Source organism: Lacipirellula sp., assembly GCF_965279485.1.
GTDB lineage: Bacteria > Planctomycetota > Planctomycetia > Pirellulales > Lacipirellulaceae > Lacipirellula.
In genome coordinates, this window is sequence record NZ_CBDIIC010000002.1 from 3136918 (window position 1) to 3152476 (window position 15559).

Consider the following 15559-nt stretch of genomic DNA (forward strand, 5'->3'; position numbering starts at 1 on the left):
TGGAGAATGCCCGGCGGCGAGCGGCAACGATAGGTTTAGAGGGGTGGGGGCGAGGCGTCATGGGGTTCGGAGAACTCCGTCGCCAGTTCTGCGGAAAGAGGCCCTTTCGCGGCATCGACTGGTCGTTGAAGCGGCGAGGTCCGAGGCGTGGAGACCTGGGAATTGAAGGGGCTTCGCTTGGAAGCGGGGGCTGCGTATTGATCGGCTGCGCGGGGGCGGTGGTCGCTGGGGTGCGGCGTGCGCGCGATGCTGTCGACGCTGGTGGCTTGGCGAAGCGTGATGGCGGCAGCGCCGAGGGAGAGTCGCGGCGAGAACGCAGCGTCGGTGCGCTCGGGCCGTGCCGGCGGAGCGGCGACGGCGAGCGGTGCGAACGTAATATCGTTGCTCTCGAACGCGGCGTCGAGCGCGGCGAGGGGTTCGGCGACGGACGGAGCCGTGACGGCGGCGATTTCGGTTGCCGCGAGCTGCGTGCCGAAGTTTCCTTTCCAGACATCAAGGTCGAAGGCGTTAACGACGCCGTTGCCGGTGCCGTCGGCGCCGGAGCCGAAGGGTTCGACGCGGGTGTTGTAGCTGCGTTGCCAGGCGAGGAAGTCGGCGCCGTCGACGGCGCCGTCGCTCGTGTAGTCGCCGGATTGGTCGATGGCGGATTGGCGGAGGACGTACATTTCAAGGTTGTAGCCGTAGTCGTCCGCCGAGTTAAACGCGAGGTCGCCGTTGAGGTTGGAGAATCCTTGGTTGCCGGGGATGCCAAGAGACAATGTGTAGGCGTCGGTCAGGAGGATGGCCTGAGGCGTCGAATCGTCGACGCGGAAAATGCCAATCTGAGCGGTCGCGTAGTCGATGCGCGCAGTAAAGTAGAGCCAATCGTCGATAACAATGAACTGCTCCCATTGCGTCGTGCCCAGGGGAGACGAACTCAGCGGGCCCGGGAGGATATCGTGGGCAAGCGTTGTGCCGGCAGCTGTGCCGTCGCTCTTCCAAAGTTCAGTCCCGTAGGAGCCCACGGTGCTGGCGAAGAAGAGCGTGCCGTTCACGTTCACGAAATGGGAGGGATAGCTGCTGGCTTCCCGTGGTGCGAGGTCGCGGACCAGGTAGGTGCCTGCCGTCGTTCCGTCGCTGCGCCATAGCTCGCGGCCCTGGGCAGTGCTGACGCCGTCAAAGTAAAAGACGCCGTTAACGTTGATCGTGTTCGAAGGAGAGCTGAACACCGAATTAGGATCGAGGTCGACGACGCTGCGCGCGCCGGTGGAGTCGGCGACCCAGAGTTCATCCCCGGTGGTTTCGACTCGCATGACGAAGAAGATTTTGTCATCGACGACCGTGAGCGGGATGTTCGGCGAATTGACCGCGGCGTTGGCGGCGTTCGTGACTCGCACGGGCGCGGACGATCCGGCAGGAATCTTCCAGAGCTGTGTTCCGAGCGACGGAGCGTCGGCCGTGAAGTAGAGCGTGCCGTCGACGGTGACAAGGTTCTCGGGAGTCGACGAGATCGCGCTAGGTTGCAGGTTGGCGACGAGTTGAGTGCCGGCGGCCGTGCCGTTGCTGCGCCACAGCTCGTTGCCGGTCACCCCGTCGTTCGCCGAGAAGTAGATGATTCCGCCGACATTCGTCAGTTGCGCGGGGCTGCTGCTGGCCGAGCCGGAGTTTATGTCTTTGACGAGCTTTGTTCCGGCCGCGGTGCCGTCGCTCACCCAAAGCTCCACGCCGTTGCTCCCATTGTTCGCCGGGAAGTAGAGTTTGCCGTTGACGTTGGCGAACTTGAGGACGGAGTTGGTCGAGAACGCGGAGAGAGATCCTGGGCGGATGTCTTTCACGAGGGAAGTGCCGGCAGTCCTGCCATTGGTCCGCCAAAGCTCGACGCCATGGGCGCCATCGTTGGCAAGGAAGTAGTGGACGCCGTTGACTTCCACTGTCACCGACGGATAGCCGGACGCCGTTGCGTGGAGGACGTCTTTCACGAGCGTCGTTCCGGCGGTCGTGCCGTCGCTGATCCAGGGTTCGGCGTCGAACGCAGCATCTTGGGTGGGGCTGGCGTTGAAGAGGAGCTTGCCGTTGAAGTTGGTCAGCGTCGAAAGTCCGGAACTGTTGGACCCGACGGCGATGTCGCGTACCAGCGCGGGGGCGGCGGCGCCGGTCTTCTTCCACAGCTCTGCGCCGTTAGCGGCGTTTTGAGCGCGGAAATAGAGCGTGTCGCCGACGACGGCGAGGTGCGCCGGCGCCGAGGAGGAGCCGCCTGCGACAATGTCGTGGGCGAGCAGCGTTCCCGCAGCGGTTCCGTCGCTGCGCCACAGTTCGTTGCCGCTGACGCCGTCTTCGGCCGTGAAGTAGAGAGTTCCGTTGAAGTTCACGAGATAGCTTGGATTCGACGGCAGCGTGCCGGGGCGAATGTCTTTCACGAGGAGCGTGCCCGCGGCGGTTCCGTCTGTTTTCCAGAGTTCTCTGCCGTCGAGGCCAACGCGATTGGCGACGAAGAAAAGCGTCCCGTTCACGTTGGCGAGTCGTCGCGCGTAGCTCGCGCCGGAGGTCTCGACGCTGGGGACGCCGTCGACGCGCTGCGTGCCGTCGGCTGTGCCGTCTGTTTTCCAGAGGTCGATGCCATAGGCGCCTTGGTCGACGGTGAAATAGGCCGTCGATCCGACTTGCGTGAAGTTAGCGAAAGAGCTGCTTGCCGAGGCGTAAGTGAACGTCTCCAGCAGCACGGGCTGAGAGGAAGAGTCGTCGTGAACGTAAAGCGATTGCAGGCCGGCGGCGTTGCTCGCAACGAACAGCAGCGTGCCGTTCAGGTTGAACGTCGGGCGCGCCCCGGAGCCGACGCTCCCGGGGAGCAAGTCGGCGACGATCGCCGTACCTTCGGCCGTGCCGTCGCTTTTCCAAAGCTCGCTGCCGTTCAACCCATCGTTGGCGTTGAAATAAAGCGTGCCGTCGACGTTGGCGAGACTGGTCGGCGACGCGCTGCCGTAGCGGTGGATTTCCTTGACGAGCCAAGTGCCGTCTACCGTTCCGTCGCTGCGCCAGAGTTCGGAATCGCCCACGACGCCGCGAGCGCTGAAGTACACGACGCCGTTAACGTTGGTAAGCTCGCCGCCTCCGTAGAAATCGCGCAGGTGAAGGGTTCCGGCCTCCGTGCCGTCGGTACGCCAGAGCTCGTTCCTCGTGACGTTAGCCGTGAAGAAGTAGGCGTAGTCGTTGGCGACGACATACTGTTGGGGCCTTGCGCCAATCGACAGGGGATTGGTGTTAACGTCGAGCAGTAGCTCGGCGACGCCGCTGAGGACTTGGCGGGGTTCGAGGGTTTCTAAGCGGAGGCGATCGTTGGTGCAGAGCGGCGAGTTCGCGTGAGCGGCGCGGCGGGAACGGCGGTGGTGCACTGGGCCTCCGGCAAGGGGGAGCGATGAGCCATTAGGCTACGCTAGATTGCGGAGGTCAGCAACTAAATTAGAGGGGCTGGAATATATCGGCGCAGCGGCAAGCGAATGAAAATGCCGCGGAGCGTGGGAACGAGGAGGCCTTTTAGCCCCGGGCTCTGCCCGGGGGTGGCTTACCACTTGATGGGGCGTCGTCCCTGCTTCAGGCCGACCCCCGGGCGGAGCCCGGGGCTAGGATCGCGAGACGGGCCGCGAGCGCGGCTTAGTAGCCGGGGCCTTTGTAGCGGGCGGCGTCATACGCGGAGTAGATGTGGACGATCCAGCCTAAGAATCCGAAGCTGACGACCCATACGATCGCGGCGATGACGAACTGGACGCCGCCGGCGAGGAGTCGGCCTTGGACGAGTTGCCCTAGTCCCGCAATGAAAAAGCTGCAAATGGCCGCGATGACGTTGCCGGTGGAGCCTTGGCCTGACATTCGAGTTACTCGCCAGTTTCGTTGGTGATCGGGATGCCGCGAGCTTGGGCGGCGTCGAGGAACAGCGGAGCCGCGGCCTCGGCGCATTGGTTGCCGAGCGAGATCTTCGCCGGTTCGCCGCTCGTGCGATCGCAGACCATATAGTAGCTCACTTTCTTGCCGCGTCGACCGTACGACTCTTCCTTGGTGAGATGAATCTGGCGGAGGCTGTCGTACTTCACGTCATGGACGGCCGTCATGCCCCAGATGCCGGCGCGGAGCGAGAAGCCGGAATCGTCGACGGCGGCGCGATCGAGATAGAGCGACGGCGCGAAGCCAATCGCCGCGATCGGGCCGAGGATGATCATCGCCCAGCCGAAGCGTTCGGAGTGCGACTTCACAAACCAGCCGCCGACGCAGGCCGCGATGCCGCCGAGGAATGTGACGATCGGCACCCAAAGTTCGTTTTGGAAGACGTGGGCCGTGCCTTCGGTTGTTTCGCGAATGCAGCCGGTGGAGAACGCGACAGCGGCGAGCAGCAGCGGCAGGCGCCAACCTGAGCGGGCGAGAAGCATTGTTCAATCCATTGGTAGGGACAAGGCGCGGGCTGCGGCTGGAGAAGCCGCGAATAAGGACGCGGCGGCAGTATATCGGCAATGTTAGTGGATTGCCAATGCGGATATCGCGTTTGTGGTTGACGCGATGGGATGAGCGGCGGGATTCTCGCCTCGGGCTCCGCCCGGGAGTCGGTTAGAAGTAGGGACGGCGCTCTATCGAGTGGCGCGCGACCCCCGGGCGGAGCCCGGGGCTAGGGGGAGCAGCACGCCTGCGGCGATGAGGAGAATGAGAACGCCGGCGGGTTCGGGGATGCTCGTCGAGGCAGTGGTTGCCGCTGGAGAAGCGTTCGCCGGGATGCCGCGGGCGTGGCCGTAGGTTTTTTTCCAGTCGGCGAGCGTGATGCCGCTGCCGCCGCGTTGCCAGGCGAGGAAGTCGGCGCCGTCGACGTCGAAATCGCCATTCGCGTCGCCGGCGTAGATGATGTCGGCCATCAGGTCGGGGCGGTCGGTTTCGATCGAGTCGACTCCCATCGCGATCAGCTGTTCCATCCGCGCGGGACTGTTGACGGTGTAAACGTCGACCCACATGCCGTTCTTGTGGAAGGCGTTGATCGCTTCTTGCGTGATCGAGCCGTCGCCGATCGAAAGGCCGTCGATGCCGCTTGCCTTCAGCGCCAGTAAGTTGGCGTCGCTAAGATTGCTGGGGATCGACGTGAGGAGTTGGATCTCGGCGTTGCCGAAGCGGGGGTCGCTCGTGTATTGGCCGCTAGAGGGCCAGATCCAGATATCGTCAGACGTGGCGCGCGAGGCGAAGATGGCGTCGTCGACGGCGTCGCGGAAGGCTTGGTTGGCGGCGACCTTCACGTCGAGAATCGTGCGGCCTTTGCCGACGGTGTACTGCAGCACTTCGGTGAGCGTGGGAACCTTCTCGCCGGCGTATTGCGGGCCGTACCAGCTGCCGGCGTCGAGCGCCTTCACCTGGGCGAGCGTGAGATTCGCAATCGGGCCGCTGCCGTTGGTGGTGCGGTCGAGCGTATCGTCGTGGAAGACGACGGCGTGGCCGTCGGCGGTGAGGTGGACGTCGAGTTCGAAGAGGTCGTTGCCGACTTCATACCCTTTGGCGAACGCGGCCATCGTGTTCTCGGGGGCGAGCGTGCCGCCGCCGCGGTGACCCATGATTTGCGTGCGGCCGAACAGGGGCGGCGTCGGCGCCGGCGGTTCTGGCGGCGGGGCGGGAATCGTCGGCCCGGCAACGGTCGCGCCGGCGGCGGAGACGTTGCCGAGCAGGCGGACTTGTTCGTTGGTGAGGGCGCTGTCGACGTAGCGGAAACTGCTCACGTACCCGGCGGCGGTTTCGTTGTTTTCGTCGGCGAATAGATAGAAGGAGGAGGCGAGGTCGAAGCGCTCGTCATCGGCTGGTTGCGTGCCAACGAGGGCGCCGTTGATGAACTTGGTGAGCGTGCCGGTGGCGGAACGAGTGATGGCGATGCGGTTCCAAGTGTTCGGGGCGATCGAACCTTGGTACGAGCCGTTGATGCCGATGCCGCCGCTGGCTGAATTTTGGATGAATAGGTCGCCGTCGTCGTCGTTGGCGAGATTGGTTTGCAGCAGGCCGCGCCACTTGCCGTCGTAGGCTGCGGGCGAAAGGAAGTCCCAGAACATCGTGTAGGCCGTGGCGCCGCTGCCGCCGGGGAAAACCTGGTAGCCTTGCGTCGGCGTCGTCGCGGGGAAACGCATCACTCCCCCGCTGCCGCCGCTGGGGAAGGCGGGCAGTCCGAGCGAGGCGGCCGTACCGAACTGCGTGGCGCCAGGGCCCCAGTTGGTGCTGAGCGGATCGTAGTACTGGATCGTGGCGGAGCCGATCGAAGCGGCGAGGGGCGTGGCGCCGTCGAAGTTCCAGGTGAGATCGACGGCTTGGGCGGGGGCGGCGGCGATGGCGAGGGTCGCACCGACGAAGAGTGCGGTGATCTGTGCGAGCGGACGGCGTGGCATTCGGTCACCGATTGAATGAGAGCGGATCGATAGGAGTCGCGTCGGGTGAAGGCGGGTGCAGTATAGATGAGTCGCTGCGGGATTGCGGCGGCGTGCGCAAAGTGCGGGGTGAAAGACGCACGGGAACGCGGAACGCTGCGGATGAGATTGTCCCTAGCACCGGGCTCCGCCCGGGGGTGGCGCACCACTTCAAGGGACGTCTTCTCTACTTCAAACCGACCCCCGGGCGGAGCCCGGGGCTAGACGGGGGCGTGCCGCCGGCTTCTTCTTGCAGGCTGTCTAGAAGCTTGATGAGCTCTTCGCGGCGTGGCTGTAGTTGTTTGCGAACAGCGACCCGATTGACCCAGTAAAGAAACGCGTTGGTGGCTACGACGAATGCGAAGAAGCAACCGCCGCCGACGATCGCTTCGAGCCAGCTTTGCGAGGCTCGCCACGTGACTTGGCCGAAGAACGCCAGCATGGGGATCGCAATCGGCAGAAGATACCACCACTGCACGCTTCGCAGCAGCTTGATCTGATGCTCGACATCGACGAGCGACGTCTGCACACTCTGCACGAGCGGCTCGCCGGGCGTGCTGGGGGGCGCGGCATGGCGGGCGCGGTCGATCAGCATGAACGCGGCGACCCAGATGAACGCCGGAATGGAGAGATACCAGGTCCATGGCAATGCTAGCCACACTCCGAGGAAGAGCCACACGGGGATGAGCAGCAGCGAGACGCCGACTTCACGGATGTCGCGCAGCAGGATCATCGTGCGGAACGAATGTTGATTGCGTTCCACTTCGCTGCGGAGCAGATCGGCGGCGATCGTGACGCGCTCTTGCGACGCCTGCGCTTGCCAGGCTTTCTGGAAATCGTCGGGGAGGTTCGGCGGTTCAGGATTCATGGCCCGCCCCTTTCATCTGTTCGCTGAGAGCCTTCTTCGCCCGGTTGAGTTTCACGCCGACGTTGCTTTCGGAGATGCCGAGGACGTCGGCGATCTCGCGGTAACTGAGGCCGTCGAGGTAGAGGAGGACGAGGGCCGCGTCGCTTTTGGGGAGCCGGCGGATGGCGGCGTAGAGTTGCTCGACCGTTTCGCGTTGTTGGACTTGTTCGGCGCTGGTGGTCCCGTCGGCGGCGATGATTTGCACTTCGAGCAGCGGTTGCTGGCGGCTGCGGCGCGGTCGGTCTTTGCGTTGCCAGTTGAGCGCGGTGTGGAGGGCGACGCGATAGAACCACGTGGCGGGACTCGCCTTGCCGGCGAAGCTGGGGAGCGAGCGCCAGGCTTGGAGCAAGATTTCTTGGGCGAGGTCTTGCGCATCGTCGGGGGTGAGCGTGTAAGCGCGCGCGACCTTCACGACGGCGGCGCTATGCTCGCTGAGCCAGGCGGTGAAGATGGACTGTGGGTCGTCGCTCGGCACGCAGGCTGCCTGTTAATTGTGAGTTAAACGCGTCCGCTGCAGAGAGCACAAAAAAACTGAACCCTGAGGTCCCCTCCCCTTGAGGGGGAGGGGGCCAGAACTTTTTTTATGAGGGGATGTGCTCGCGAGCCTACTTGCTGATGCGTCTTGCGACTTGTTTGGCGCCGTTTTGATGGAGCACCAAGCTACGCGCAACGCCCGATTTGGGGAGTTTGAATTCGAGCGTCGCCTCGATGCCGCGGTACGACCAGCGGGTCGGCGAGTCGGGGAAGACTTCTTGCGTCGCTTGGTTGGTGATGCCGACCATCAGGCGACCATCCTCGTCGTTTACGTCGAAGATGAAGTCGGGCCGCAGTTGGTAGCGGCCGACCAAGCGGCGGCGCAGCTTGGCGTCGATCGCCGGGGCTTTGCCGCCCTTCTTCTCGCGTGCTTTCTCGTCGGCTTCGTCGACGGCTGCCGCGGCGTCTTCGCCTGCTGCAGGGGGCTGAATGTCGTGGCCGGCCGCTTGTTGGATGATGAGGGTCGCGAGTTGATCGGCTTCGTTAGCGACCGCCGTGTTGCAGAGGACGATCGCCGCCGCTTTCAATTCGCGATTGATGAAGATCGCCGTCCGCGTGCCGCCGGTGCCGCCGTTGTGCCAGCGAGTTTGACCGTCGCCGGCGATCATCCAACCGAGGCCCATCGCGGGGCCCGATTTGTCGGCGTCGCGTTGTTGCTTCCAGGCGAGTTCGATCGCTTCGCCGAGGGGACCGGCGGGCGGCTCAAGTTGGGCTTTCGCGAAACGGAGCATGTCGCGCATGTTGGCGTGAATGCCGCCGGAGCCGATGAAGTCGGTGCGAGTCCAAGCGGGCGTAGGCGAGCCGACGCGATCGTGCGGCGTGGCGAGACGTTTGGCTTGAGCGTCGCTCAGTTCGACCGCGACGTCGGTCATCTTTAGCGGGCCAGTGATTCGCTCGTTGAGAAGTTCCTGGTACGACTTGCCGGCTTGCTGCGCGAGGAGGTAGCCGAGCAGCGACGCGCCGAAGTTCGAGTATTCCATTGCTTCGCCCGGTGCGCGCGGGAGGGCGAAGTTGTTGACGAACTCCGCGGCTTGCGCGGGCGTGTAATCGCGATACGGATTTTTCGGATCGGCAGGCGCGAGATTGGCAGGGAGCTTCGGCAAGCCGGCGCGGTGGGTGCTGAGGTCGATCCACTTGATCGGCGCGCCGTCGCGCGCTGGCAAGCGAATGCCGGCGGCGTTCTCGGCCTCGGCCGCCGCGTTAAGATCGATCTTGCCCTGCACGACGGCGTCGGCGAGTAGCAGGCTGGTAAAAACTTTCGTGATCGAGCCGAGCTCGTAGAGTGTGAGATTGTCGGCGTTCTTGCCGCTGCGCGTGGCGCTGCCAAGATGGACGATGCCGTAGCGGTCGCCCTCGATGTAGCCGATCGAGATGCCGTCGACGACGCGATGCTCGATGAGCGGGGCGGCCATTTGCTCGACCCACTCGTCGGTGACATGTTGGGCGGCGCCGCGCGAGGCCGCGACGGTGAAGGCGAGCGCGAAGAGGAGCAACGCATGCAGGAAGCGGGAGGAGTTCATGGCAAAGGCTCCGAAGAGCGCCGGAGTTAGTGAGGCGTTGGAAGTATTGGTACCGCGAGGGGGGGCGAGCTTACAAGAAAAAGTGGCCGAGATGATTTATCTGGGCGGATTGCTTTAACGGAACTTCAAATCGGTCGTCCGAATCGCGGTGATCGGAATCGCGAAGAGGCGTGTTTCGTCGCGGGCGATGAGCGTTTGACCGTCGAGGGCGAAACCGACGATCTCCTGCGGCGAAATGCGATCCTCTGCGTCGATGCCGGGAACTCGCCAGAGTTGGCGTCGGCGATCAGCGAGATACATCGTCGCGCGATACGGGGGCTCGGGGTCTGTGAGCCCGATGGTGAACAGTTGCAAATCGGGAGACCAAGAGATGGGCGAGCCACCGCTTGCCTGGGCGATGATCAGTTCCGGGCTCTGGGGGCCGGCGCGACTGCTCCAAAGTCGCTGCATATAGATCTGACCGTCGCGGATAAGCCCGATGTAGCTGTGCAACACCGTCTTGCCAGCTTCGATGCTATGCAGTTGCTCGACGGCGGAGCCGATGCGGAGGAACTCGCCGCGGTGACCGGTGAAGGCGAACAGTTCGTTCCAGTAGTCGCCGTGGAAGATTTGGCGGTCGTGAGTTTGCAGATCGTAGCGACAACCGACCCAGTTGCTCGTGTAGTCGACGCCAATTTTTTGTCGCCAGAGAATGAAGCGTTCGTCGGGCGACCAGGTCATGTCGAACCCATAGTCGGCTTGGGGGAGATACTCTTCGTGGCGGGCGATTACGTTGAAGTCTTCGTCGAGTGCGACCAATTGGCGGGTGTCTTTCTCGACGCCGATCCAGCGGCCGCTCGTGGGCGACGGGGCGAGGTAGTCGTACGGGGTGGCGCGCGGCTTGTTCCGGGCGACATCCCAAATGAGCGCTCGTTGGCGGCCGGAACGATTATTGACGAGGAAGCGACCATCGCGGGTGATGCGACCGCCGAGGCCGCGACGCTCGCCGTACGGCAGCTCGCCGTCGGCGATTTCTTTCGCCTCGCCATCAAGCGGTGCACGCCAGACGTGGACGTGAGCGACATGTCGATCGAGTTTCTCGTCGTGGACTCGGTGGGTGAGGCTGTAGACGATCGCCTTGGAGTCGGCGGTCCATTGGAAGTCGCCGAGTTCGTCCGTCACGCTGCTGCGTAGCTTCTGGTGCTTTTCGGTGTTGTCGCGACTTTCCGGCGAGTCGACGGCGCCGCTTGCGAGCGCCTGCGCGAGAATATACGACCATGTGCCGGGGAGTTCGGCGAGTGGTCGCGATGTGCCGGCAGCGACGTCGGCGACGCAGACGTTTCCGCGACTGACGTAGGCGACATGCCGGCCGTCGGGAGAAATGAGCGGTGCCGGCCGCGTTTCCATCTGCAGATTATCGGCGAGAATCTGCAGGCCGGCTGGAGGCTCCGCCGCGGCGGGTTCGACGGTGGAGAACGCTGCGTTGATGGCTAGCAGGGACCAGCCAAGCCAGATCAGGCGTTGCAAGCTACTGTTCATCGATCGCCTCCTCCTTCGCGCTCTCGTTGGCTTCATCGCTCGATGCCGCCGTCGGGACGGGGACGGAGAAAAGCGTCGCGCCCGACCGGGCGATCAGCCGGCGGTTCGCATCGGCGAATGTGATGGGGAGATAAGGCGTGATATAGCGGTCGTCGCTCACCGGCGGCAACGGAATCGAATCGCCAGCTAAGTCGATGAGGTGATACTGGGCGCCGGGAAGTTGGTCGGCGGGCCGCGGGAGGGCGTAGGCGATGCGACTGCCGTCGGACGCGGCGATCATGGGCGGGAAGATCGAGCCGAGTTGGCCCCGTTCCGGCTTGCGAAAACCGCTGGTGGTGAACAAATTTCGTGATTCGCCGTCGGGTTCGACGAGCGTCACGCGCGTGCCGGCCTCGCCGTTGAGGTAGCCCCAAACGCCGGCGTTGTTCACGCGGAGATGGAGGAACCGGCCTTCGGCGCCGATGAACAGGAAGCGGTCTTTGATATTGCATCTCACTGTCGGCGACTGAGCGAGTGCCTCAAGGCTGATGCGAAAGGCAGTAGCCCCTTGCGAGCCATATTCATTGTGCGTCCGACAGATGGCGAACCGTTCGTCGCCGGACCAGGTAAGATCGATCGGTCGATCAACCGGGAAGAAGACGCCGTACCGTTTCGAGATAGCGAACTGTTCGTCGACTAGCACTAACTCGCGGCTGTCGATCTCGACGCCGAGATAGCGGCCGCTAGCGGTCGAGGGGACGAGCAAATCGTACGGCGTGACCTGCGGCCGATTGCGGGTCACGTCCCAGATCAGCGGTCTGTAAGAAGAGATGACGACGAACTTGCGATCGGGCGTGACGTAAAACGAGAGGCCGTCTTCGTAGCGATTGCCAAACGGCCCTTCGATGGCGACAACCTCGTCGATGGCGCCGGCGAGCGACGCATGCATCACATGGTACTTGGCCACGCGCGTTTCGTTGCCAATGTGCTTGCGGACGACGTAGACGAGGCCGTCTTGCGCGGGCGTCCAGGCGAGGCTGAAGGCGAAGTCTCGGAAAGAGTGCTTAGGCCCGGTCAACGGCGTGAAGCGGCGATCTTGCGGCGAGCGGGCGGACTTTTCGCGTTCCGCTCCGTATTCAGGCCACGTCAGGATGTCGGTCGTCGTATTGGGGAGATCGGCAAGTTTCCGCGGCGGGCCGGCGTCGACGTCGCATAGCCAAATGGCGCCCCGGCTGGTGTAGGCCATCTGTCGGCCGTCGCGCGACAGGGCGTACGCTTCTGGATTGGCGACGTCCCAAACGAGATCGGCGTCGAGGATGGCGGCATCGTGCGGGAGGTCGTCGGCGCGAAGAGCTGGAGCGAGCGCTAGGCTCGCGAGCAGGAGCCGTGTTAGGAGCCGAGGGAGCATGACAATTCGGTGGTTCTAGATGCTTCGCTGCGCTCGGAATAAAAATGAACTCAATCGGGATGAGTGGGCGTTAGTAGAGCGCCTCGGCGGGTGCACGGCGTTCGAGTTGCATCGCAAGTTCGCGGCGCATTTGCCAGCGGAGCCAGAGGCGGCGGGGCCAGCTGGCGGCGGCTAGTTGCGGGGCGTAGGCGGCGGCGATTTTGGCTTGGAGTTGCGGCGCGAGGGCTTCGCGGGCGAGTGTTGGGCCGTCGGCGATGAAAGACGCAGGGGAGGTCATACGCTGGGGGTCCGCGGGGCGTGCAGCGGGCAGGGTTCGCTCGATGCGATTGTAACGCGCAGGCTGGTTCTGCCGTATTCGATTCGCCGTAAACGGGCGGGGATCGGGGGGCGGCGTCTTCGCCGGGGGCGGCGGCGACCCATAGTTCCAGTAACTCCTCTTTGTGGCCTCCCGTTTGCGATTTACTTTTCTTTCGGCCGTAACGGCGTCGGCAGACGCAGCGGCGAGTGGGGAATTCAGCGATGCGACTTTCTGTAGCTGCTCCGTACATTGTCCTGTTTGGGCTGCTGTCTTTGACGATCGCCCTCGAAGCTGCGCAGGCCAAGGCGCCGAAGTCGATCGAGCCGCCTAAGGCGGTGGAATTCGATGGCCGCACGCTGAACTTGGCGTGGCAAGGCGAGGATCCCGAGCAGCCGGTCGCCGAGTTTATTCCCGAGGGGGAGACGCTCGAGAAGTGGACGCATTTGGCGTCGATTCGCCGTTACCCCGAGTTGGAAGACGCCCAGGGTTTGGCGAAGATGACCGTCGAAGAGGTCCAGAAGACTTACCCAGGTTCGCCTACGAATTTGGTCGACGATCCGAAAGGAAGCGACGCGATCATCGAGTTCGTCGTTGAGTCGCCGGACGAGACGTTCGCCGAGTACAACTTGTTCAAGTACGCGAAGGACCCGGCGGGGGGCGTCGTCGCGCAGCAGTATGCGATGCGGACCTACGGGGATCGGAAGACGTTTTTGGATGAACTGACGGCGAAGCGGCAGAAGCTGCTAGATGAGATGGCGGATTCTGGGTTGGCTGCGGTGAAGGTTGCGAAGAAGTAAAAGCTTCAAAATCGCGACCGAAGTTTGACTGCGTCCTTCGCAATCAGTTCTGTAAGCGACGAACTGTGGGCGTCGAACTGCGAGCGTCGCCAGGCATTGCTCGCTACTTCGTTACGCCGAAGCTCGCTGGGTTGCGCGGATCAATGGATGGAACGATTGTCTGGAACTTCTCGCCGGAATCGTCGCTGACTTTGATCGTCAGCATTTCTTTGGGACCTTGCAGAGGGCTGTTGAACTTCGTGAAACTCGTGGGGGTTCCCTTGGTCGACCTGCCGACGTAGTAGGTGAGATCGCTATCGACGCCGAGAACGGCTCCGAATAGCCCAGGCAAATGGACCGCGGTTGATCGACCTGTCGCCACGTCGACCCGCACCACGCTGTAGTCGTACTCTTTATCGCCCCAACCTCCGACCAACATCGATTTTCCGTCCGACGCAACGACCGGCGTCCAGCCGACGTGGAAGAAGTCGCTTTTGTTCGAGGCGACGTCGTAAATAAAGATGGCCGGCAGTTCATTCCAGGTCTCGCCGAAGTAAGAGCCGAACTTGTCGAGCCCTCCGGCGTCTGGCGGAAGGTCGCTTCGTTTGACGAGGGCGGCGTACGCCAACCGGCGGCCATCGGGGAACCAAGACATCGGCTGATCCAACGCGAGTACCTTCGTGTCGGTTCCGGTCTTCTTGGCCACATTCCAGATTTCGATGCGGCCCAGCGTGAGGAGCGCCTTGGGCATTTGTCGATTGGTTGTACGGCTGATGAACGCGACCCGCGAGCCGATTGGAGAGAGGGCGACGTGAGAGCCAATCTCGCCGTTTCCAGCTGCCGACGTCGCCCACATGGCAGAGCCTGGGCGAGAGAAAATTTCCGTATCGTCCGTTCCGTCTAATTGAACGCTTCTCAGCAGGTGATGTTCGTCCTTCTTTGAATCGCCGGAGAAATAATCCAGGACATAAACCACTTGGCCAGTCGCATCGGGGCCGCTGAACGCATGAATGGCGGGGGGCCGGCCGACAGCCGGCCGTGGAGGGTGAATGACGATTCGGGACGCTCGATCTGGAAGCGATAGCGCCGAGACGTGGCCGGAGTCACTGGTGAGAATCCATCCTTGGAGGTCGCCAGCGAGGCTCTCCGTTTCCGGGCCTGTGGGCTGCTCGCCACGGCCAGTCAGCGGAAGCAGTAAGCTCGCGCATGCGCTGAGTGCGCGGATGCAACGACGCATGAGGTGCACACTCTTTCGGAGGTAGACGGCGCCGCTAGGCCTAGGCGGTGATGAATGCCAGCGTCTGGTCGTGGAGGCGAAGTTTGGCGTGGGTTCGGACTGGTCGCTTAAGCGACCAGTCCAATGGGGCGTCTATTTCGTTGGGCGTTAGGGGTACGCCTTTGGCTTCTTGCCTGCGAGCGCTTCGTCGAGGGCTTTGTTGAGCTTCTCGTCGTCCCAGGCGTCGCGCGCTTGTTGGGCGAGTTCTTTGGCTTCGTCGGCGCGGTCGTTTTTCACGAGGATGAAGACGATTTTTGCGGCTTCGGCGCGAAATCGTTGCTCGCCAAATCGCCGGTGTTGCTTGCCGAATCGCTCCTCCGCGATTTTCATGTTGTGTTCGTAACCTAAGATCTGCAGTTCCATTTCCCGCTCAGCGTCGAGGAACTCGCCGCAGACGTCGAAGCGGTCGGCGTCGATCAAAGACCCGTCCGCCAAGCGGTAGACCTCCTTGGCATGCTTCTCGTTCTTGTCCCGAAGCTCTAAGAACAGCTCGGCGACTTTCTCTTCCTCGCCGAGCTTCTTGCTCATCGCGGCGTAGTCGGCGAAGGCGTTCCGAACGTGCTTGGGATGCTTCGCCTCCAGTACCATTTTGCGAGCGGCTTCGCGGACTTCTTCGAACTTCGCGAGCGCCGGCGCGTAGTCGGCGCCGAGGTTGTACCAGTCGGATAGCGCGAACGAGCGACGGACGCCCAATTGTCCAGGGTCAAACTTCTCAGCGTTCTCGTGGTACCAGAGGTGCTTCGCTAGGGCGTCTTCGTAGCGGCGAGCGCGGGCGTCGGCTTGGGCTTCGCGGAGGATGGTCGTTGGATCGGGCTTCTCCGGTGGGGTCCACTCGGCTTGCACGGCGCCGGCGAGGGTGAGCAGCGAGAGGCAGGCGGCGAGCAGCGGCTTCATGGGAGATCCGCGAGTGGATGGCGTGGAAGGGGATTTGTGCGGTTGATTATCTGCGCGTGC

General features: G+C 63.2%; 13 protein-coding genes. 1 reads left to right on the forward strand and 12 read right to left on the reverse strand.

Features of this window, described 5'->3' with window-relative positions:
• Positions 1-35: 35 nt before the first annotated feature.
• From ACQY7R_RS20185 to ACQY7R_RS20230, 10 genes are all read right to left on the reverse strand, one after another.
• Positions 36-3368 carry an ELWxxDGT repeat protein gene (locus ACQY7R_RS20185; RefSeq protein WP_428307354.1) on the reverse strand — a complete coding sequence of 1111 codons (3333 nt, stop codon included), beginning with the start codon at positions 3366-3368 and terminating at the stop codon, positions 36-38.
• A gap of 259 nt (positions 3369-3627) precedes the next feature.
• Positions 3628-3843 carry a hypothetical protein gene (locus ACQY7R_RS20190; RefSeq protein WP_428307355.1) on the reverse strand — a complete coding sequence of 72 codons (216 nt, stop codon included), beginning with the start codon at positions 3841-3843 and terminating at the stop codon, positions 3628-3630.
• Between the two features lie 5 nt (positions 3844-3848).
• Positions 3849-4397, reverse strand: a complete 549-nt coding sequence (locus ACQY7R_RS20195; protein ID WP_428307356.1) for a hypothetical protein — start codon at positions 4395-4397, stop codon at positions 3849-3851.
• A gap of 195 nt (positions 4398-4592) precedes the next feature.
• Complete coding sequence (locus ACQY7R_RS20200) at positions 4593-6371, reverse strand: glycerophosphodiester phosphodiesterase family protein (RefSeq protein WP_428307357.1); 1779 nt, start codon at positions 6369-6371, stop codon at positions 4593-4595.
• Positions 6372-6576: 205 nt separating this feature from the next.
• Entirely contained in the window at positions 6577-7257 is a 681-nt protein-coding gene (locus ACQY7R_RS20205; protein WP_428307358.1) for a hypothetical protein, read from the reverse strand.
• Positions 7247-7771 carry an RNA polymerase sigma factor gene (locus tag ACQY7R_RS20210; protein WP_428307359.1) on the reverse strand — a complete coding sequence of 175 codons (525 nt, stop codon included), beginning with the start codon at positions 7769-7771 and terminating at the stop codon, positions 7247-7249. The genes ACQY7R_RS20205 and ACQY7R_RS20210 overlap by 11 nt, the downstream gene beginning before the upstream one ends.
• 130 nt (positions 7772-7901) lie before the next feature.
• A complete protein-coding gene (locus tag ACQY7R_RS20215) occupies positions 7902-9350 on the reverse strand; it encodes a serine hydrolase domain-containing protein (RefSeq protein ID WP_428307360.1) in 1449 nt (482 codons plus the stop codon).
• 114 nt (positions 9351-9464) lie between these two features.
• A complete protein-coding gene (locus ACQY7R_RS20220; RefSeq protein ID WP_428307361.1) occupies positions 9465-10868 on the reverse strand; it encodes a hypothetical protein in 1404 nt (467 codons plus the stop codon).
• Positions 10858-12255: a hypothetical protein gene (locus ACQY7R_RS20225; RefSeq protein WP_428307362.1), complete on the reverse strand. Its 1398-nt coding sequence runs from the start codon at positions 12253-12255 to the stop codon at positions 10858-10860. The genes ACQY7R_RS20220 and ACQY7R_RS20225 overlap by 11 nt, the downstream gene beginning before the upstream one ends.
• A 70-nt stretch (positions 12256-12325) precedes the next feature.
• Positions 12326-12532, reverse strand: a complete 207-nt coding sequence (locus ACQY7R_RS20230) for a hypothetical protein (protein WP_428307363.1) — start codon at positions 12530-12532, stop codon at positions 12326-12328.
• Between the two features lie 242 nt (positions 12533-12774).
• Here ACQY7R_RS20230 and ACQY7R_RS20235 point away from each other — a divergent pair, with 242 nt between their 5' ends.
• The gene (locus ACQY7R_RS20235; protein ID WP_428307364.1) at positions 12775-13350 is read left to right on the forward strand and encodes a hypothetical protein; all 576 of its coding nucleotides are present in this window, start codon (positions 12775-12777) and stop codon (positions 13348-13350) included.
• Between the two features lie 103 nt (positions 13351-13453).
• Here the strand turns inward: ACQY7R_RS20235 and ACQY7R_RS20240 are convergent, their stop codons facing one another.
• Together ACQY7R_RS20240 and ACQY7R_RS20245 are read right to left on the reverse strand one after the other, a co-directional pair.
• Positions 13454-14080 carry a hypothetical protein gene (locus tag ACQY7R_RS20240; RefSeq protein ID WP_428307365.1) on the reverse strand — a complete coding sequence of 209 codons (627 nt, stop codon included), beginning with the start codon at positions 14078-14080 and terminating at the stop codon, positions 13454-13456.
• A gap of 633 nt (positions 14081-14713) precedes the next feature.
• Entirely contained in the window at positions 14714-15499 is a 786-nt protein-coding gene (locus ACQY7R_RS20245; protein ID WP_428307366.1) for a hypothetical protein, read from the reverse strand.
• Positions 15500-15559 lie beyond the last annotated feature (60 nt).